The organism is Streptomyces marianii, from assembly GCF_005795905.1.
GTDB lineage: Bacteria > Actinomycetota > Actinomycetes > Streptomycetales > Streptomycetaceae > Streptomyces > Streptomyces marianii.
Genome location: NZ_VAWE01000001.1, coordinates 6,034,511 through 6,052,307 on the forward strand (window position 1 = coordinate 6,034,511; position 17,797 = coordinate 6,052,307).

At 73.9% G+C, this 17,797-nt stretch carries 19 protein-coding genes; 12 read left to right on the forward strand and 7 right to left on the reverse strand.

The window, feature by feature from the left end; translation table 11 throughout:
* Positions 1 to 175: 175 nt before the first annotated feature.
* The 5 genes from FEF34_RS27455 (at position 176) to FEF34_RS27475 (ending at position 5,145) form a co-directional block, all read left to right on the forward strand.
* Complete coding sequence (locus FEF34_RS27455) at positions 176 to 697, forward strand: hypothetical protein (RefSeq protein WP_138055533.1); 522 nt, start codon at positions 176 to 178, stop codon at positions 695 to 697.
* Positions 698 to 735: 38 nt separating this feature from the next.
* Positions 736 to 1,002: a hypothetical protein gene (locus FEF34_RS27460; protein ID WP_138055534.1), complete on the forward strand. Its 267-nt coding sequence runs from the start codon at positions 736 to 738 to the stop codon at positions 1,000 to 1,002.
* 252 nt (positions 1,003 to 1,254) lie between these two features.
* Positions 1,255 to 1,779, forward strand: coding sequence for a (2Fe-2S)-binding protein (locus tag FEF34_RS27465; RefSeq protein ID WP_138055535.1), 525 nt, complete (start codon positions 1,255 to 1,257; stop codon positions 1,777 to 1,779).
* Between the two features lie 91 nt (positions 1,780 to 1,870).
* Positions 1,871 to 2,911 carry an FAD binding domain-containing protein gene (locus tag FEF34_RS27470; RefSeq protein ID WP_138055536.1) on the forward strand — a complete coding sequence of 347 codons (1,041 nt, stop codon included), beginning with the start codon at positions 1,871 to 1,873 and terminating at the stop codon, positions 2,909 to 2,911.
* Positions 2,908 to 5,145 (forward strand): xanthine dehydrogenase family protein molybdopterin-binding subunit, encoded by a 2,238-nt coding sequence (locus FEF34_RS27475; protein ID WP_138055537.1) that lies wholly within the window; start codon positions 2,908 to 2,910, stop codon positions 5,143 to 5,145. Before FEF34_RS27470 ends, FEF34_RS27475 begins: the two co-directional genes overlap by 4 nt.
* A gap of 78 nt (positions 5,146 to 5,223) precedes the next feature.
* On the opposite strand, the gene FEF34_RS27480 is transcribed toward FEF34_RS27475, so the two are convergent.
* Both FEF34_RS27480 and FEF34_RS27485 read right to left on the reverse strand, forming a co-directional pair.
* A complete protein-coding gene (locus FEF34_RS27480) occupies positions 5,224 to 5,421 on the reverse strand; it encodes a hypothetical protein (RefSeq protein WP_234042580.1) in 198 nt (65 codons plus the stop codon).
* Between the two features lie 219 nt (positions 5,422 to 5,640).
* On the reverse strand, positions 5,641 to 6,096 hold the full coding sequence (locus tag FEF34_RS27485) for a protein-tyrosine phosphatase family protein (protein ID WP_138055538.1): 456 nt from the start codon (positions 6,094 to 6,096) through the stop codon (positions 5,641 to 5,643).
* A gap of 350 nt (positions 6,097 to 6,446) precedes the next feature.
* Here FEF34_RS27485 and FEF34_RS27490 point away from each other — a divergent pair, with 350 nt between their 5' ends.
* The 3 genes from FEF34_RS27490 (at position 6,447) to FEF34_RS27500 (ending at position 7,358) form a co-directional block, all read left to right on the forward strand.
* Positions 6,447 to 6,710, forward strand: a complete 264-nt coding sequence (locus tag FEF34_RS27490) for a hypothetical protein (RefSeq protein ID WP_234043300.1) — start codon at positions 6,447 to 6,449, stop codon at positions 6,708 to 6,710.
* Between the two features lie 92 nt (positions 6,711 to 6,802).
* Complete coding sequence (locus tag FEF34_RS41505; protein ID WP_171052744.1) at positions 6,803 to 7,045, forward strand: hypothetical protein; 243 nt, start codon at positions 6,803 to 6,805, stop codon at positions 7,043 to 7,045.
* Between the two features lie 52 nt (positions 7,046 to 7,097).
* On the forward strand, positions 7,098 to 7,358 hold the full coding sequence (locus FEF34_RS27500) for a DUF2277 domain-containing protein (RefSeq protein WP_138055539.1): 261 nt from the start codon (positions 7,098 to 7,100) through the stop codon (positions 7,356 to 7,358).
* Here FEF34_RS27500 and FEF34_RS27505 read toward each other — a convergent pair.
* Complete coding sequence (locus tag FEF34_RS27505; RefSeq protein ID WP_138055540.1) at positions 7,327 to 7,956, reverse strand: DedA family protein; 630 nt, start codon at positions 7,954 to 7,956, stop codon at positions 7,327 to 7,329. The genes FEF34_RS27500 and FEF34_RS27505 overlap by 32 nt on opposite strands.
* Before the next feature lie 272 nt (positions 7,957 to 8,228).
* On the opposite strand from FEF34_RS27505, the gene FEF34_RS27510 reads away from it, so the two are divergent.
* Complete coding sequence (locus FEF34_RS27510) at positions 8,229 to 8,915, forward strand: superoxide dismutase family protein (protein ID WP_234042581.1); 687 nt, start codon at positions 8,229 to 8,231, stop codon at positions 8,913 to 8,915.
* A 428-nt stretch (positions 8,916 to 9,343) separates the two neighbouring features.
* On the opposite strand, the gene FEF34_RS27515 is transcribed toward FEF34_RS27510, so the two are convergent.
* From FEF34_RS27515 to FEF34_RS27530, 4 genes are all read right to left on the reverse strand, one after another.
* On the reverse strand, positions 9,344 to 9,808 hold the full coding sequence (locus FEF34_RS27515; protein ID WP_138055541.1) for a DoxX family protein: 465 nt from the start codon (positions 9,806 to 9,808) through the stop codon (positions 9,344 to 9,346).
* A gap of 57 nt (positions 9,809 to 9,865) precedes the next feature.
* On the reverse strand, positions 9,866 to 11,779 hold the full coding sequence (locus FEF34_RS27520) for an FAD/NAD(P)-binding protein (protein ID WP_234043228.1): 1,914 nt from the start codon (positions 11,777 to 11,779) through the stop codon (positions 9,866 to 9,868).
* A 139-nt stretch (positions 11,780 to 11,918) separates the two neighbouring features.
* A complete protein-coding gene (locus FEF34_RS27525; RefSeq protein ID WP_138055542.1) occupies positions 11,919 to 13,691 on the reverse strand; it encodes an alkaline phosphatase D family protein in 1,773 nt (590 codons plus the stop codon).
* Positions 13,692 to 13,899: 208 nt separating this feature from the next.
* Positions 13,900 to 14,553 carry an HNH endonuclease family protein gene (locus FEF34_RS27530; RefSeq protein ID WP_138055543.1) on the reverse strand — a complete coding sequence of 218 codons (654 nt, stop codon included), beginning with the start codon at positions 14,551 to 14,553 and terminating at the stop codon, positions 13,900 to 13,902.
* Between the two features lie 183 nt (positions 14,554 to 14,736).
* Here FEF34_RS27530 and FEF34_RS27535 point away from each other — a divergent pair, with 183 nt between their 5' ends.
* The 3 genes from FEF34_RS27535 (at position 14,737) to FEF34_RS27545 (ending at position 17,667) form a co-directional block, all read left to right on the forward strand.
* The gene (locus tag FEF34_RS27535; RefSeq protein WP_138055544.1) at positions 14,737 to 15,516 is read left to right on the forward strand and encodes an ABC transporter permease; all 780 of its coding nucleotides are present in this window, start codon (positions 14,737 to 14,739) and stop codon (positions 15,514 to 15,516) included.
* A gap of 336 nt (positions 15,517 to 15,852) precedes the next feature.
* Positions 15,853 to 16,437 (forward strand): TMEM165/GDT1 family protein, encoded by a 585-nt coding sequence (locus FEF34_RS27540; RefSeq protein WP_138055545.1) that lies wholly within the window; start codon positions 15,853 to 15,855, stop codon positions 16,435 to 16,437.
* 606 nt (positions 16,438 to 17,043) lie between these two features.
* Entirely contained in the window at positions 17,044 to 17,667 is a 624-nt protein-coding gene (locus FEF34_RS27545) for an HAD-IA family hydrolase (RefSeq protein ID WP_234043237.1), read from the forward strand.
* The last annotated feature ends 130 nt before the right edge of the window (positions 17,668 to 17,797 follow it).

Below are 17,797 nucleotides of genomic sequence, written 5' to 3' on the forward strand. Positions count from 1 at the left end.
CTGGCCCGGTCCTGGCCCGGTCCTGGCCCGGTCCGTTCCGTTCCGTTCCGGCCCGGTCCTGGCCCGGCCCCAGCGCCGGTCTCCGTTAGCCGCCCCGCCCCGCCCCGCCCCGTTCGGCTCGGCGCCCGCCCCGCCCGGCCGCGCGGGGCGCCGGGGACGCCGCGACACTGGAGGCATGACAGGCCAGACCCCTGCCGACCGCACACGGGCGGCGCCGACGGCCGCCGCCCGGCGGGGTGACTACACCGGTGCCGTGTACGGTTCCCTCCTCGCCGCCTCGGTGGTGGTCGGCGCCGGGACGCTCGGGACGTTCCCGCGACTGGAACTCGTCCTGCTTCTGCTCTGCACGGGCGTGGTCTTCTGGGCCGCGCACGTCTTCGCCCGGCTCTTCGGGGAGCGCATCGCCTACGTGTCGCCGAACGGGCACGAGATCCGGCGGGTCTGCCGTGCCGAGCGGCCGATCATCGAGGCGGCGGTTCCGCCGGCCGTCGCGGTCGCCGTCAGCCCGCTGCTGGGCCTCGACCTGGAGGGGGCGGTGTGGCTGGCGCTCGCCGTCGCGGTGGCGGGTCAGGTCGGCTGGGCGGCCGCGGCGGCGTTCAGGGCGGGTGCGTCGGGGCGCATCGTTCTCGTGGCCGGGGCGGTCAATCTGGTACTAGGCCTGCTCATCGTGGCGTTCAAGGTCGTCCTGGAGCACTGATCCGGGATCCCGAAGGGACTTCTCCCATGCCCGTGCGCATGTCCTGGCAAGTGTCACCGGTGGCGTCGGCGGGTGAGGAAGTGCCCGACGTGGAGGGCGCCGTGGCCGCGCTCGACCGTTCCGTCCTACGCATTCGGGAGCGCCTCCTGACCGGTCCCGAAGGCAGGGACCTGGGCGAATCGGCACGCCTGATGCGTGCCCGCATGCTCGACGACGGGCGTGCGGCCGTGGGGCGCGGCGAGCGGTGGTCGGCGACGGTCGGAGAGATCGAGGTGACCTTGTCGCCGCTGGACGAGAGCGCCTGACCGAGTAGCTGGACGAGAGCGCCCGACCGTGTTGGGGAGCGGTCGCTGCGCCACGACCTGCCGGGCAGCCGGTTCTCGACGGCAGAGTCCGGCGCCGGACCGCGGCGACGGTACTCGGCCGTAGGCCCGTCGTGCCCTCGTGTCCGTCGTCGCCCCCCCTCCCGCACGCTCCGGCTGTTACCGCAAATCCTGCGGTTGCGCCACTTTTGCAGGTATATGAGCATGAAGAGGTGCTTTCTCTGGAGGTGTGCTATGTCCGCACGCGGCCCGGCCCTGACCGAACGAGGGGCAGTACTCGAGGAACGGGGTCCCGGTCCGGTCCGGGTCAGGCTGTCGATCAACGGCACCGAGCACACACTGGACATCGAGCCCCGCGTCAGCCTGCTGGACGCACTCCGGGAACGGCTGGATCTGACGGGTGCCAAGAAGGGGTGTGACCAGGGCGCTTGCGGGGCGTGCACGGTGTGGGCCGACGGGCGGAGGGTGCTGGCCTGCCTCACCCTCGCCGTGACCTGCGAAGGCCGGGAGGTGACGACCGTCGAGGGCCTGGCCGAAGAGGGCGAACTGCACGAGATGCAGCGGGCCTTCATCGCCGAGGACGCTTTCCAGTGCGGCTTCTGCACCCCCGGGCAGATCATGTCGGCCGTGGCGCTGATCGGGGAGGGGCACGCCGGGGACGACGCCGAGATCAAGGAGTGGATGAGCGGCAACATCTGCCGCTGCGCCGCCTACCCCAACATCCGGGCTGCGGTACGCGCCGTCCGCGACCGTACGTAGTCCGTGACCGGGCCCCGGGACACGGCACAGTCCGCGGCCGAACGCGGTCCGGGGCCCGACGCAGTCCGCGACCGAATGTAGGGAGCCCGCCGTGCGGCCCATCGCCTACCTCCGCGCGACCCACACGGCGGCCGCCGTCGCCGCCGTGAGCACCGATCCCACCAGCGACTTCCTCGCCGGCGGGACCACCGAGGTCGATCTGCTCCGCCAGAACGTGCTCAACCCCCGGCGGCTCGTCGACATCAACGACCTTCCGCTGACCGGTGTGGAGAGCACGCCGGACGGCGGTCTGCGCATCGGCGCGCTGGCCCGGATGAGCGACGTCGCTGCCGCTCCCGTCGTCCGTGAGCGCTTCCCGCTGATCGCCCGGGCCCTGGAACTGGGCGCGTCGGCGCAACTGCGCAACATGGCGTCGATGGGTGGAAATCTGCTGCAGCGCGTGCGTTGTTCGTACTTCCGCGACGCGGAGTCGGCGTGCAACAAGCGCGAGCCCGGCTCCGGTTGCCCGGCCGTCGAGGGGTTCAGCCGGGGCCACGCGGTGCTCGGCACGAGCGAACACTGCATCGCCACGCACCCGTCCGACGTGGCCGTGGCGCTGACGGCGCTCGACTCGCGCGTGCGCACCCTGGGGCCGAACGGCGAACGGACCTACTCCATGGACGACTTCTTCCTCCTGCCAGGCGACTCCCCGCACCGCGAGCATCCCTTGGAGCACGGGGAGCTGATCACCGGGATCGAGGTCCCCGGCACGCCTCCTGCCCGGCACTCCCTCTACCTGAAGGTCCGGGACCGCGAGTCGTACGAGTTCGCGCTCGTCTCGGTCGCGGCCGCGCTCTCGGTGGTGGACGGCACGATCGCGGACGTCCGGATGGCCCTGGGCGGGGTCGCCACCAAGCCGTGGCGGGCCAGGCGGGCCGAGGACTTCCTGATCGGCGCGGCCACCGTGCGGGACAACTTCGTCATGGCCGCACGGGTGGAGATGGCCGACGCCCGGCCGACCCCCATGAACGCCTTCAAGGTGGAGCTCGCGCAGCGCGCGATCGTCCGCGCCCTCGACACGCTCAGCGACGGAACCGGCAGCGGTCTCGGCACCGACGCCGGAACCGGCGCGGGGAGCGGGAGCTCGTCATGACCACGACCACCCCCTCCGCCATCGGACAGCCCCTCGACCGGGTCGACGGCCGCGCCAAGGTCACCGGTCACGCCCGCTACTCCGCCGAGATCCCCGTCCCGGACACGGCGTACGCGTACGTGGTCGGTTCCCGCGTCGCCGCCGGCCGGGTCACCGACATCGACGCGAGCGCCGCGCGGGCCGAGGAGGGCGTCCTCACCGTCCTCACCCACCGGAACCTCCCGAGGATCGCGGAACAGCCGCCGCTCGTCCCCTCCCTGGCGGGCACGGCGGCCCCCGGGCAGACGTTCTTCCCCATGCAGGACGACACCGTCCACTACGCGGGCCAGCAGATCGCGATCGTCGTCGCCGACACCTGGGAACGCGCCCAGCACGCGGCACGCCTCGTCCGCGTCTCGTACGAGGAGACCGCTCCCGTCACCACCCTCGACCAGGGCCGGGACCGCGCGTACGTGCCCCGGCGGATCTTCGGTGGCCGGACACCCGGCCGGCTGGAGCGCGGGGACGTCGAAACCGGGCTCGTGGACGCGGACGTACGGGTCGAGGGCACGTTCACGTACGCGGCGAACAACCACAACCCCATCGAGCCCGCGTGCACGACCGCCCAGTGGGAGGGCGACGAACTGCTGCTGTACGACACCACCCAGGGCGTCAACGCCACCCAGATGACCGTCTCCCGGCTGCTCGGAATCCCGATGTCGAGGATCCGGGTGATGAGCCACCACGTCGGCGGCAGCTTCGGCTGCAAGGCGGTGATCCACGCCCATTCGGCGCTCGCGGCGATGGCCGCCCGCGAGGTCGGCAGGCCGGTCAAGCTCGTGCTCACCCGCGAGCAGATGTTCACCTCCGTCGGGCACCGCGAGGAGCAGGAGCAGCACCTGACGCTGGGAGCGAAGCGCGACGGCCGGCTGACCGCGATCAGGCACCACAAGCTGTCCCCGACCTCCCACTTCGACGACTGGGCCGAACCGTCGATCGGCCTCTCCTCGGAGATCTACGCGTGCCCCGACTACGAAGGGGTCTACCGGCTGTTCCGGGCCAACACCATGACCCCCACGTTCATGCGGGCACCGGGCAGGGCGAGCGGGATGTTCGCACTCGAGTGCTCGATGGACGAACTCGCCCACGAACTCGGCATGGACCCCATCGAGCTGCGGCTGCGCAACCACACCGACGTGGACGCCATGTCGGGACGCCCGTGGTCCAGCAGCGGCCTGCGGGAGTGCTACGAGCGCGGCGCCCGGCGCTTCGGCTGGTCGGGCCGGGACCCCCGGCCGGGCGCGCGCCGGGACGGCGACTGGCTGATCGGTACCGGCATGGCGACCGCCTGCTATCCCGTGGCTCCGCCCGCCAATCCCCAGCGCGCCCGTGCCCGTCTGTACGCCGACGGCACCGCGGTCGTCCAGGCCGCCACCCCGGACTTCGGTACCGGAGTCGCGACGGTCATGACCCAGGTCGCCGCCGACGGCCTCGGCATGGCCGTGGACCGCTGCCGCTTCGAGAACGGCGACACGGACCTCCCCAACATCGCCGCCGCGGTCGGCTCCGCGGGCGCCGGCATGATCAGCGCCGCGGTGCACGCGGCGGCCACCGCCTTGCGCGAGCAGCTGATCAAACGGGCCGTCGGCGACCCCGGTTCACCACTGCACGGGGCGGACCCGGTCGACGTGGTCGTCCGGGACGGCGTCATGACCGCCGGCACCGCCTCCGACGCCTACGCCGATCTGCTGCGGCGCAACTTCCAGCCGGACGCCGAGGCCTCCGGCCAGTGGAGTCCGCCGGCGGGGGAGGTCCCCTACCGGATGATGACCTTCGGCGCCCAGTTCGCCGAGGTCGCGGTGGACGCGGAACTGGGCCTGGTCCGGGTGAGGCGCATGACCGGCGTCTTCGCACCCGGCCGCGTGCTCAACGCCAAGACCGCCCGCAGCCAACTGATGGGCGGCATGCTGTGGGGCCTGGGCCAGGCGCTGCTGGAAGCCAACTACATGGATCCGGGCACCGGGCGCTGGGCCAACTCGAGCCTCGGGGAGTACCTGGTCGCGGTCAACGCGGACGCGCCGGACGTCGACGTCGAGCTCATCGAGGTCGAGGACGTCATCGTCAACCCCCTGGGTGTGAAGGGAGTCGGGGAGATCGGCCAGGTCGGCGCGGCGGCCGCGATCGCCAACGCCGTTCACCACGCCACCGGCCGCCGGGTGCGCAAGCTGCCGATCACCATCGAGGACCTGCTCTGAGTGCCCCTTCTCGGGGTCCCTGGGTGGAGGGGCTGCCGGTGCGCGCGGATCCCTTTGGGAGTGCCCGCCGCCGCGCGCTCACCGCATCGGGTGCTGCGGTACGCGCGGGAAGAACGTGAACCTGAGCCGGTGCTCGGGCGTCGGTGCCCAGCGCCTCGTGCAGTACGTGCAGTACCAGCGCCACCGGTCCTCGAAGCCTGGCGCGGTCCGGCTGGTGTCCTTCCACAGCGGTGGACGCGAGGGGCACTGCGGGCACGACGGAGGTTTCGGCACCATGCGGACTCTCCTTCAGGTCCGGTCCAGCGTGGTGCCTCGGCGTCCGGTCGGGGGCGCGGACCGGCTGCCGCCACCCGGACGGGGGACCGGGCCGGAGCGGCCGGGACGCACCCGGGGCAGCCGGGGGTGAGGGCGGTCGGCGCGAGGTGAGCGCGGAGGGCGCGGCCCGGAAGCGCGTGCCCCCGACTCCGGTACGGGTGCGGCTCCACCGCCGGCGCGTCATCCGTCCGGCGAAGAGCGCGTGGAAGCCGGGAAGCGGCGAACGTACCGGCGCTGCCAGGGCGTTTCGACGGCGTGGCGGTCGTAGTGCCGCCGCACGAAGGCCACCGCCTCGGCGGCCGGTACGCCGTCGAGGACGGCGAGGCACGCCAGCGCCGTGCCCGTACGGCCCCGTCCGCCCCCGCAGGCGACCTCGACCCGCTCCGTCGCAGCCCGCACCCAGACCTCGCTCAGCGCGGTGTGGGCACGGTCCCGGTCGCTGGGCAGCCGGAAGTCCGGCCAGCGCAGCCACTCGGCCTCCCAGGGGACCTCGGGGGGCCGCCTGCCCAGCAGATACACGGCGTACGTGGGTGCGGCCCCGTCCGGCGGCGGATGCCGCAGCCCGCGCCCGCGTACGAGCCGCCCGGAGGGCAGACGGAGGACACCGGGGGCGGTCACGGGCCAGGGTTCGGTCATGGGTCCAGCAGACCACGTCGTCGGCCGGTTGCGCGACGGACCGACGACCGGGCCCGCCGCGGTCCGGGCAGCGGGGGCGTCGCCGTCGCCCGGGTGGCGGGGCACAGCGGCGAACGTGGGGACGCGGTCCCCTCCGGGAACGGGGCGTCAATCCTCGGCGACGCCGGAACGGTGATCTCGTGAACTGCGGTCGTCTTCACGGGCCGTTGAGAGGTGTGAGAGAGGACACGTCGCACACGGGTGCCGGGCGCCCCCACCAGCCACAACCGTGCTGCGCGGGCCCGTGGTGTGCGTCACCGCCGCCGTTCGACGGGTCACGGCTGTCGGTCCCGCCGCGTAACCTTGTGCCCATGTCCCCAACCCTTCGCGAGCTTGGTTCCGTGCGGTCCGCTGCCGTGGTGAATGCGGAGATTCGTGCGTTGTGGGCGAAGTCGGGGAGCCGGCTGTCCGAGGCGGACGAGGCGAGGTACCAGCACCTGCTCGTGGAGTGGGCCGCGGCCGTGGACGCCGAGCGGTCCGAGGACGCCGCGGTCGACGAGGAGGCCGACGCGCCGGGCACCGCTCCTCCGGCCCCGCGCACGGGCGTGCCTCTCCGGCTGATCCGCGCCGCCTGATGGGAGCTGCCGGGTCGGTGAGACTCGGCGCCGTAGCCGCCAGCAGGTGAGCGCTTCGGCCGCCGGAAGCGTCCGACTTCCGAGGTCAGACCGTGCCCCTGCTGGTCGGCCGGGAGGCCAGACCGTTGACGGGCTGGCGTGCCCGCCGGGCAGTGGGGCGTGAGCACCGGATCCACTGGGCCCGCGTGCCGCGCCTTCCGCAGGCTGCAACGAGCGAAGTACCTGACCGGGAGGACGAGTTGTCGCTGATCGGCGATGACTGGGCTGAAGACCACCACGATGTCGAGGTCCAGGACGAGACGGGCCGGCGGGACGACCCGAGGAGGGCCGGGTGACGGGACGGCCCAGGAGAGGCCGTCTGTCGGTGGTGTGGCCCACACTGGACTCATGTGCCGCAGCATCAAGACCCTTCGACCGCCGGTCCTCCCCGAGGAAGCCACCGAGGAGGACATCAGGGCCGCGGCCCTGCAGTTCGTGCGGAAGGTGTCCGGGTTCCGGGCGCCCGCCGCGCACAACCGGGAGGTGTTCGAACGCGCCGTGGACGAGGTGACGGAGGCGACGCGCCAGCTCCTCGACGGGCTGGAGGTGCGCGGCGGCCGAGGTGTGGCCGGAAAGGCTACGCAGGCTCCGGCGCCGGACGCCGCATGACGTAGGCCGCGACGAAGCCCGCGGCGAAGAGGGCGAGGACGGACACCGTCAGGCCCACCCAGGTCGCGCCCGGCCACTGCCCGCCGAACCAGCCGAGGCCGACGCTGTAGCCCGCCCATGCCACGCCGGCCAGGGCCGACCAGGGCAGGAACTCCCGCACCCTGCGGTGTGCCGCGCCCGCGCCCAGGGAGACGACGGAGCGGCCCGCCGGGGCGAACCGGGCGATGACGACGAGCAGTCCGCCACCCCGGCTCAGCGCCGTGCCGAGACGTTCCTGCGCCGTGACCAGCCGCCGGGAGCGGGCGATCGCCCGGTCCAGCCGCTCCCCGCCGCGCCGGGCCAGCCGGTATGCGACCAGGTCGCCGAGCACGGACGCGGTCGCCGCGCACAGCAGCAGCGCCAGCAGCGAGGGCACCTCGCCGGGCACCCTGCCGGCCGCCGACGCGACCGTCGTCGTTCCGGCCGCCGCGGCCGTCGCGGCGGTGATCACCAGCACACCGCTCGGCAGTACGGGCAGGAACACGTCGAGAAGTACGGAGAGTGCCACGACCGCGTAGATCCATGGGCTGCCGGTCAGCAGCTCCACCGCCTCGAACACCACGACTCCCCACAGGATGACAACGCCGCGACGTCGCAGGGGAGCGGCAGGAGCGGCATGACAGCCACTGAGCGTACGCCTGTGCAGATCGCAGAGATCGCCAGGGGCGGGTGAAGTCGGACACGGCCGTACGAGTGCAGTCCGCCACGCCGTCACCCCGCTCCGGGCGCGGCTCGGCACACCGCCGGTCCCGCCCGCGGTACGAGGGCCTGGTGCGTACGCGGTCACGGCGCGTACGCGGAAGGCGAGCACCCGGACACGAGGAGTGGCACATGGCGGCAGCGGCAGGCGCACTGGCGGGGGCGGCGGCCCTGGTGACGCTGGCGGTGGGGGCGGTGGGCGCGGCCTGCGGCGCCGGTGACGGGCCCGGCGGGGGCGATCGGTCCGGCTCGGCCGCCGGGGCCGGGGGAACGGTCCTGTCCGGCGGCCCCCGGTCGGGCGGAGCCGGACCGTACGATGTGGCCCGCCTGTCCGGTGCGGTCGACGAGCCCGTCGCGGGCGAAGGGGTGGCGCTGCGGGCGTACGGGCGGTTCGCTCCGCCCGGTTCGTTCGTTCCGTCGACGGCCCTCACCTATGACCGGACGCTCGTGCCGGCGGGGGCCTGGATCGTGGTGGAGCAGTCGACCGAGCGCTCGGGGACCGTGGTGCGGGCGCGTGTGGGCGGGCTGAGGGCGGATCACGCCTTCGGCGCCCATGTGCACACCGCGCCCTGCGACGCGGACCCGGCCGGGGCCGGGCCGCACTACCAGCACAAGACCGCACCGGGCGCCTATCCCGCGAACGAGCTGTGGCTGGACTTCGCCACCGACGCTGCCGGGGAGGGCAACGCCGAGACACGGCACGACTGGGGGCTGCGGCGGGGCGGGGCACAGTCGGTGGTCCTGCACGCCGAGCAGGGCGGAGCGGGCGCCCGAGTGGCGTGCTTCACGGTCCCGTTCGGGGGTTACGGCACACCGTGAGCCCGTCGGGGCCTGTGTGATCCCGGCGACCGAGCCCGAGCCCGACCCCGGCCCTGAGCCGAACCGCCGGGCCCGAACCGCCGGGCCCGAGCCGCCGGGCCCGAGCCGCCGGGCCCGAGCCGAGCCGCCGGGCCGGGCCCTGAGTCCGAGCCGCCGGGCCTGAGCCTGAGTCCGAGCCGCCGGGCCGATCCCGGCGCCTGGGACCGATCCCGGCCCCGAGCCCGACTGCCGCGTCTGACGTCGGCCCCGGCCCCGGCCCCGGCCCCTGACGCCGGCTCCGGCCCCCTGACCCCCTTGGCCCGATCCCGGCCTCGCGCGGCCCCGATCCCGGCCTCGCGCGGCCCCGATCCCGGCCTCGCAGGGCCGTGCGGCGGGGCCGGGGCCGCGCACTCGGGACCAGGTCCGGCCCCGCCGCCGACGGGCACGCCTCAGGCCGTGACCGGCGCCGAACCCTCCTGCCCGGTCTCCTCGTTCGTGCCACGCGACGAGAACAGGCCGTCCAGCGCCAGGGCCCCGGGCCCGGTGAAGACCAGTAGCAGGAACGCCCAGCTGTAGAGCGCTGCGCCCTCACCGCTGTTCTGGATCGGGAACAGGCCGTCGGGCTGGTGCACCGTGAAGTACGCGTACGCCATCGCGCCCGACGCTATGAACGCCGCGGCGCGGGTGCCCAGGCCGACCAGGACCAGGACGCCGCCGGCGAGTTCGATCACGGCTGCGTACCAGCCGGGCCAGGTGCCCGCCGCCACCGTGCCGCCCGCGTTCTCCGCGCCCAGCACGCCGAAGAGCGAGCGCGCTCCGTGGCAGGTGAACAGCAGGCCGACGACGATGCGGAACACGCCGAGCGCGTACGGCCGGGCCTGGTCCAGCCGTGCGGTCAGCTGACGAGTGGCCATGTGGGGGGTCTCCTTCGGTCTGGGGACATGAACCGATGGAACGTAAGTTAGGCAGGCCTAATCAATACTTGCAAGTTCAATATTCTGTCGGCGATCGCCCTTCATGAGGAGTTCACGCCGTGCGCTCGCGCGCAGCGCGGCCCGTGCCACCGCGTCCGTGTCGGAGAGCGTGACCGAGTCCACGCCGGGCCGCGCCCCCGCGGCCGTCACCCAGTGCACTCCCTCGGTGGGAACGCCGACCGCGAACCGTCCAGGATGCGACCGTCCCTGACGGTCGATCAGGTGGTAGGGGCGCCCGGTCACGTCCAGGCCGCCCGTTTCGTAGCCGTCGATCGTGTGCGGCCTGCACTGGCCGGTCCGCAGCATCCGGGACAGCAACTCGTCCCGGCTGCGGCGCAGATCGGGTTCCGGCAGCCGCGCCTCGATCAGTGCCGTCGCGGTCACCGCGGAACCCGGCACGTCGGGCGACTCGGCCACGAAGGCCCCGCCCTCCGCCCGCACGGTCGTCCTCGGGCCGACCACCACCAGCACCCCGGCCGCGATCAGCGCCGCCATCTCCTCGATCCGCCGGCGTGGTGGGCCGATCGAGAGGAAGGCGTTCAACGGGGTGTACCAGCGGTCCAGGTGGTCCCGCCGCGACCTCCCGGACAGCCCGCGGTGGTCCACGATCTGCCGCACCTCGTTGCGGACGTCCCGCAGCACGTCGAGGGCCGCCTTGACCGGGCCGTCCACGTTGCCGAGCGCGGCGTGGTCCGCGTCCCGCCGCAGATGGCCGAGCAGCCAGTCGCGGAAGGCGTCCGGACCGTCGAAGGTCTTTCCCGCGTACGGCCGGGAGATCCGCTCCCAGGACCAGCGTGCGGACTCCGGACAGCCGTGGGCGTCCAGGACCGCCGCCTCCTCCGCGCTGCCGTGCGCGGCGGCCAGGAACGCGGCCCGGAAGCCGGTGTCCGGGGCGGCGGACGGTCCGAGCAGCGTCTCGTAGTAGACCGTCTCCACCTCCTTGGCGATCCTCGGCCATATCTCGCCGAGGAAGTCCGGCGGATCGCCCGCGTCCGCCCGCCTGCGGAAGAGCGTGATCACATCCGGGGTGAGCACCAGCGGGTGGTGCCGACCGGACGCGCCCTTCGCGTTGTCCCCGCGCGCCTGGTGGGGGACGCCGCGCCGTGAGCCCGCGTACAGCCTCGGCTCCCGGCCGGAGGGCCGGTAGACCAGACGCTCCCCGCCGTCCGCGGTCCTCTCCCGTGTGTACGAGCCGCCGCGGCCGGTCGTCAGCAGCGCCATGTGGTCGAAGAAGTTGAGCCCGAGGCCGCGCAGCAGCACCGCCTCGCCGGGGGCGATCCCGGTGAGGTCCAGATCGGCCGGGTTGGCGGGGGCGAAGTGGCGCAGCCCGTGCCGCTGCGCGTACGTGCCGAGCCGGGTAGGCACCGCCCCCGGCGCCACCGGAAGATGGCCCTGCGCCAGCACCACCGCGCTCAGGCCGGACAGTGTCGTCCCGTCGTCCAGGACGAGTCGCTGTGAGCCGTCCTCGGCGTCGTCGAGGCGCAGCGCACGCGCCCGGTGCGTCTCCACCCGGACCGTGTCCGGGGCGTTGGCGACGGCGGTGCGGAACGCCCAGGCCAGATAGCGTCCGTAGCAGGCGCGCGTCGGGTAGTCGTCGGGCCGGAGTGCCGGGTCGCCGCCGGCCGCCGCCCAGGCGTACAGGCTCGGGCCCGGCCGGACCGGCCCCTCGCAGGCCACGCTCTCGTCGGTGAACAGCGTCACCTGCGAGGCGACCGTGTTCATCAGCAGGCCGGCGGGCTGGTCCGTGCGCCACACCTGCCCCGGTCCTGCCGGGGCGGGGTCGATCACATGCACGGTCAGCGGGATGTCCGGTGCCAGCTCGGGGGCGGAGGCGCAGAGTCTTTCGAGGACCGAGGTGCCGCGCGGGCCTGCGCCGACGAGGGCCACGGCGGGGGGAGCTGGCGGGAACACGGACAAAGCACTGACTCCCGGGGCGATGTGGGGGGGGCGTGTGGCGGCGGGGGAGGCGGATCGTCCGCCTCATCATGCCGTTGCCGTGTGAGGAGTCCGAGGGGCGGGGGTAAAGGATCGTCTCCCGCCGTGTGAAGTGTCACGGACCATTCGTCAGGTTCCGCTCGTCCACGGTCAGGAGTCGCGTACCCGGGCGATCCGTGCGGACCTGGTCCAGCCGGAGCTCGGCCGAACGCCCGTTCAGGGTGAGGGTCATCAGTTGGTTGCCGAACCAGGGGCCGCCGGTCTTCTCCCAGTGGACGACCGGCCGTCCGGTCCGGCCGTGCCGGGCCACGGCGTGCCCCAACCGCCGCCCCGCCCGGCTCCACCCGAAGCGGAAGCCGACGCGCATCGAGGCGTGGATCGCGTTGTGGACGGGTGAGCAGGTCAGCTGGAGCACCCGGGCGGCCGGTTCCGGTTCCGGCCAGTGGGGCTCCGCGACGTAGGCGTGGTGGACGTCCCCGGAGAGCACGCACACCGTCGACGGTGCCAGCGGTCCGCTGCCCACCTCCCTGATCAGCGCGGTCAGCTCCTCGAACGAGGACGGGAACGCGGCCCAGTGCTCCAGGTCCGCCCGTCTGCGCAGGATCTCCCCGACACGCGCCCAGCGCTCGCCCCGCTCGCCGCGGCAGAGCGCCGCGTTCCAGCTCTCGACGTCGTGGATGGCCGGGGGCAGCAGCCAGGGCAGCGAGGTCCCGAGGAGCAGATGGTCGTACGAGCCCGGCGCCTGAAGCACCTGCTCGCGCAGCCAGCCCGTCTCCTCGTCGTCCAGCATCGCCCGGTGCCGTTCGTCGAGGACGCGGGCGGCACGGGTGTCGATCATCAGCAGCCGTGTCCTGCCGAAGTCGCGCCGGTAGCTCCAGCGGACCGAGGCGGGGTCGGCGTCGGCCCGGGCCGCGAACGACCGCAGGGCGTCGGTGCCGTCCGGGGTGGCCCGCACGGCCGCGTAGAGCGGGTCGTCGGCGAGTTCGGCCGGGGAGAGGTTGCCCAGGTGCTGGTGGACCCAGTACGACATCAGACCGCTGAGGATGCGCTCCCGCCACCACGGCGTCGCCCGCATCTCCGCCAGCCAGGCGGCGCTGGTGTTCCAGTCGTCGATGACGTCGTGGTCGTCGAAGACCATGCAGCTGGGGACGGTGGAGAGCAGCCAGCGGACCTCGGGGTCCAGCCAGGACTCCTCGTACAGCCGGGTGTACTCCTCGTAGTCCGCGACCTCGGTGCCGGGGGGCTCGCTCAGATCGCGGCGGGACGCGAGCCACCGCTGGGTCTCGCGGGAGGTGGCGTCCGCGTACACCTGGTCGCCCAGCAGCACGAGCACGTCGGGGCGCTCGCCCTCCGGCTCGGCCGCCATCCGGGCGGCGAGGGTGTCCAGCGCGTCCGGTCCGATCGGATCGTGCTTGCGGGCGGGCGGCGCGGCCCAGCGGCAGGAACCGAAGGCGACCCGTACGCCCTCGGCCGGGATCGCGGGCGTGCGGATCACGCTCGGCGGGAACGGCGAGTCGGCCGGCGGCCAGACCCGGCGGCCGTCGAGCAGCACCTCGTACGCGGTGGAGGAGGCGGGGGCGAGGCCGGAGACCGGGATCAGCGCGTAGTGGTGGCCCTCGATCTGGAACGTGCGGGCGGAGCCGCCCGCGGCCTTCGGCGATCCCGGCCGGGTGCCGTCCGGCGGGCCGTCGCCACGGGGGCCCTCACCGCCGGGGCCGCCTCCGTGGGAGTCCCCGCCGGCCGGCCCGGTGTCCTGACCGGGGGGCGCGCCGGGGCAGCGCACCTCGGCCGTGCACGGCCGGTCCGCCTCGATCCAGACGGTCGCGTGCTCACCGGTCTCCCAGTCCACGTACCGCAGTAGTGGTCCCAGGCGCAGCCCCGCTGCCATGTGCCCTCCTCCGTCGCCCCCGTACGGTACGGAACGACGGGGGAGGGTAGCGCGGTTCCATGCCGCAGGACCCGGTTGGTTCGGAGCGTGTCCGGGGCGGTCCGGTCGCGGTGCCCGGCGCCGCGGGTGCCCACTGCCCCTCGGGTCGGGGCGGCCCCGCGGCCGGCCGGAGGGGAACCGGTCCCCGCCGGGCGGCCGCGGCGGTGGGTCAGCAGCCGTTGAGGACGGACTGCAGGGCGGACTTCTCGGCGGAGTCGACGGAGAGGTTCCAGTAGTACTTCGTGTACACCCACATGCGGGCGTACATGCAGCGGTAGGAGCTGCGCGGCGGCAGCCACTCGGCGGGGTCCTTGTCGCCCTTGGCCTGGTTCACGTTGTCGGTGACGGCTATCAGCTGCGGGCGGGTCAGGTCGTTGGCGAACGCCTGGCGGGAGGAGGTGGACCACGAAGCGGCCCCGGAGCGCCAGGCCTCCGCGAGCGGTACGACGTGGTCGATGTCGACGTCGGAGGCGGCGTACCAGGTGGCGCCGTCGTAGGGGGAGTACCAGCTGCCGCTGACGGCCGCGCAGCCGGAGTCCTGGACGACGCCGGAGCCGTCGCGCTCGAGGACGACCTCGCGCGTGTTGCAGGAGCCCGACTGGGTGATCCAGTGCGGGAACTTGTCGCGGCTGTAGCCGGTGGAGGAACCTTCCGCCTTGACCGTGAGCCAGCCCAGGTAGGTACGGGCGGTGGAGGCGCTGACCGGCGTGGGCGGGGCGGCCTGGGCGGCCGGTGCGGTGAGCAGCGCGGTGGTGGACGCGAGGGCGACGGACGCGGCGAAAACGGCGGTACGGGTCACTCGACGCGCGTAGACACCTGACATGCGGACTCCCGTAAGGGTGGGGGGCGTTGATCGGAGCGGACCCTGTGCGGCAGGACCCGCGCCATCGTTGCGGCGCCGGATTGCCTGGGGATGGGCGCCAGGTAACAGAGTGGCGACATGGACACGTCACTTCAAGAGGTCTGACGCCCCGGCAGTTCACTTCGCCCGGCTTAGGGTTGATGCGTGCTGCTACGGGTCAACGTGACATTCGGGATCGTCCTCGCCGTGCTCCTGGCCGCCGCCGCCGGTGTGACGGCCGTCGCGCACCTCGGTCCGGGCCGCGCCCGCGAGATGGCGGTGGCGGGTCTGCGGGCGGCCGTCCAACTGGGCGCGGTCTCGCTCGTCATCGGCTGGGCGGTCCGCTCCGTCCCGCTGCTGCTCGCCTTCCTGGTGGTGATGTACGCCGTGGCCGTGCGCACCGCGGGGCGCCGGCTCACCCCGAACGGCACCTGGTGGCTCACCGCGTTGCCGATCGGTGCGGGCGTCGTGCCGGTGGTCGCCGCACTGCTGCTCACCGGCCTCGTCCCCGTGAAGGGCATCGCGCTCGTCCCGGTGGCCGGCATCCTCATCGGCGGCGCGTTGACCGCGACGGTCCTCGCCGGGCGGCGCGCGCTCGACGAGCTCACCATCCGGCGTGGTGAGGTCGAGGCCGGGATGGCGATCGGGCTGCCCGATCGCGAGGCCCGCCTGGAGGTGGCCCGGGATGCGGCCGCGGACGCGCTGCTGCCGGGGCTCGACCAGGCCAGGACGGTGGGGTTGGTCACGCTCCCGGGCGCGTTCGTCGGAATGCTGCTGGGCGGGGCGTCACCGCTCCAGGCGGGCGCGGTCCAGCTGTTCGTGCTGGTCGCTCTGCTGGCCGTGCAGGCGGTCGCGGTCGCGGTGGTGCTGGAGCTGGTGTCGCGGGGGCGGCTGCACCGGGAGCCCGCCGTCGCGTCGGCGCCGGGCGGGGACCTGGGGTCCTGACGGCGGGCCGGCCGGGGCGGGCCCGGGGTGCCTGGCGGCGGGTCGGCCGGGGCGGGCCCGGGGTGCCTGACGGGGCCGAGGTCCCCGACGGTCGCCCGACAGCGTCCCGTACCCTGTACGGAGCAGAAGGGGAGTAGCTCTTCGCCGGAACGTCGACATACTGCCGGGCTCGCCCGGCCGGCGCCCGGAGGCGGCCGCGCGGCGGTCCGCCAGCGAGACCTTCGGCCAGCAGTGACCATGACCATCCATGGCCGCTGCCGCGCCGAAGCGACCCCTGGAACCCTTGCTCAGGTCTCTCGGTGCGGCAGGGCCCGACCGATCGAGGAACCTCTTCCCGTGCTCAGTATCACGATCATGGCGATCACCTTCGGCGTCGTCTTCCTCGCCGAGCTCCCCGACAAGACGGCCCTGGCCGGACTGGTGCTCGGCACCCGCTACCGCGCCTCCTACGTCTTCGCCGGGGTCGCCGCCGCCTTCGCCGTGCACGTCGCGCTGGCGATCGCGGCGGGCAGTGCGCTGACCCTGCTGCCGCAGCGGCTGGTGCAGGCGGTCGTGGGCGTGCTCTTCCTCGCGGGCGCGGCGATGCTGCTGCTGAAGAGCTCCGATGACGACGACGAGAGCGTCAAGGCCCCGTCCGACCAGTCCTTCTGGAAGGTCTCCGGGGCGGGGTTCATGCTGATCCTGGTCGCGGAGTTCGGTGATCTGACGCAGATCGTGACCGCGAACCTCGCGGCCCGCTACGACAGTCCGCTCTCCGTCGGCCTCGGCGCGGTGCTGGCCCTGTGGGCGGTGGCCGGGCTGGGCATCGTGGGTGGCCGGACGCTCCTCGGGTACGTGCCGCTGAAGCTGGTCACGAAGATCGCGGCCGGGCTGATGCTGGTGCTCGCCGGCCTGAGCCTGTACGAGGCGATCGCGGGCTGAACCGGCCCGGGGACGCGCGTTCGGCGGGGCTGCCGGGGGGTCGTCCGCGGCGGGTCGCGGTGTGCTTCCGGCGGGCTTCGGTGCGGGGCGGGGCTCGCGCGGGCCTTCGGCGGGATCGCGGTGTGCGTTCGCCGCGGACCGCCCGTCCGGCGGGCGGCCGGAGCCGTTGCGGTCGTGGTTCGGGGCGGGGCTGGGCGGGGCACGGGTGTCGGCGTGGTTCGCGGTTCGGGGCGCGGTCGTGGTTCGAGGTGTGCGGGGCGGGTGCCTGCTCGCCTCCCGCGGCCCTCGTCCCGCGCCTTCCACCGCAGGTGCATCCGGCTACCGGCATCCGCGGCAGTCCCCGCGGGAGGTGTTCCGGGACCTCGATTGGCGCGAAAGCCTTTCGATTTGTATCGTGAAGGAACAAAGTGGCCTCCGCCCGCACTCCCTGACCGGTGGGTGGAGGCCGCTCTGCACCCGGGCCCGTGGCCTCCCGTCGACGGAGCCCGCCATCCACACCGGATTCCAAGGACGGCCCCGTTGTCCCGCTCAGAGACGCCCGCAGAGACCCCCGTCCCGGCATCCCGCCCCGAGGCCATCGGCGCCTTCAGGGCGCTGCTGCTCGACATGGACGGCACGCTCGTCGACTCGGACGCCGCCGTGGAGCGCGTCTGGCGCTCCTGGGCGATCGGTCACGGCCTCGACCCGGACGAGACGCTCAAGGTCGTCCACGGACGCCAGGGATACGCGACCATGGCCGCGCTGCTCCCGGAGCGGCCGATGGAGGAGAACCTCGCCGAGAACCGGCAGTTGCTCGCGCGGGAGACGGCCGACCTGGACGGCGTCGTGCCGATCGGCGGAGCGTCCGCCTTCATGGACTCCGTCGCCGCCCTGCCGCACGCGCTGGTCACGTCGGCCGACGAGGCGCTCGCCGCGGCCCGGATGAACGCGGCGGGGCTGCGCATGCCGGAGACACGGGTCACCGCCGAATGCGTCGGGGCGAGCAAGCCGGACCCGGAGGGTTTCCTCAAGGGCGCGGCAGAGCTCGGCTTCGCGCCGGCGGACTGCGTGGTCCTCGAGGACTCCGAGGCCGGCATCACGGCCGCGCGTGCCGCGGGGATGCGGGTCCTCGGCATCGGCCCCCGTGCCGCGGCCTTCGCCCCGGACGCCCACGCGCCCGACCTCACCGACGTCCGCGTCCTGGCCGACGCCTCGGGCGCGCTGACGTTCGCGCCCGCGCGCTCGGACTGAGCCGGCGGCAGGCTCTCGACGCCACGCGCCCGCGAGGGTGCCCGGCGCGCCCGCCACGCCGACCGCAGGCATGCGCCGCGCGTGACCGAGCCGCGCATGCGGACGTGTCCCCCGCGACCGCGCCCCGTTC

What these genes read in the sequence shown, in the direction of transcription:
- FEF34_RS27475 (WP_138055537.1), top strand. Translation starts at nt 2,908, where the DNA reads ATGACCACGACCACCCCCTCCGCCATCGGACAGCCCCTCGACCGGGTC.
- FEF34_RS27530 (WP_138055543.1), bottom strand. Translation starts at nt 14,553, where the DNA reads ATGTCAGGTGTCTACGCGCGTCGAGTGACCCGTACCGCCGTTTTCGCC.
- FEF34_RS27500 (WP_138055539.1), top strand. Translation starts at nt 7,098, where the DNA reads ATGTGCCGCAGCATCAAGACCCTTCGACCGCCGGTCCTCCCCGAGGAA.
- FEF34_RS27515 (WP_138055541.1), bottom strand. Translation starts at nt 9,808, where the DNA reads ATGGCCACTCGTCAGCTGACCGCACGGCTGGACCAGGCCCGGCCGTAC.
- FEF34_RS27455 (WP_138055533.1), top strand. Translation starts at nt 176, where the DNA reads ATGACAGGCCAGACCCCTGCCGACCGCACACGGGCGGCGCCGACGGCC.
- FEF34_RS27490 (WP_234043300.1), top strand. Translation starts at nt 6,447, where the DNA reads ATGTCCCCAACCCTTCGCGAGCTTGGTTCCGTGCGGTCCGCTGCCGTG.
- FEF34_RS27460 (WP_138055534.1), top strand. Translation starts at nt 736, where the DNA reads ATGTCCTGGCAAGTGTCACCGGTGGCGTCGGCGGGTGAGGAAGTGCCC.
- FEF34_RS27545 (WP_234043237.1), top strand. Translation starts at nt 17,044, where the DNA reads ATGGACGGCACGCTCGTCGACTCGGACGCCGCCGTGGAGCGCGTCTGG.
- FEF34_RS27510 (WP_234042581.1), top strand. Translation starts at nt 8,229, where the DNA reads ATGGCGGCAGCGGCAGGCGCACTGGCGGGGGCGGCGGCCCTGGTGACG.
- FEF34_RS27480 (WP_234042580.1), bottom strand. Translation starts at nt 5,421, where the DNA reads ATGGTGCCGAAACCTCCGTCGTGCCCGCAGTGCCCCTCGCGTCCACCG.
- FEF34_RS27465 (WP_138055535.1), top strand. Translation starts at nt 1,255, where the DNA reads ATGTCCGCACGCGGCCCGGCCCTGACCGAACGAGGGGCAGTACTCGAG.
- FEF34_RS27485 (WP_138055538.1), bottom strand. Translation starts at nt 6,096, where the DNA reads ATGACCGAACCCTGGCCCGTGACCGCCCCCGGTGTCCTCCGTCTGCCC.
- FEF34_RS27525 (WP_138055542.1), bottom strand. Translation starts at nt 13,691, where the DNA reads ATGGCAGCGGGGCTGCGCCTGGGACCACTACTGCGGTACGTGGACTGG.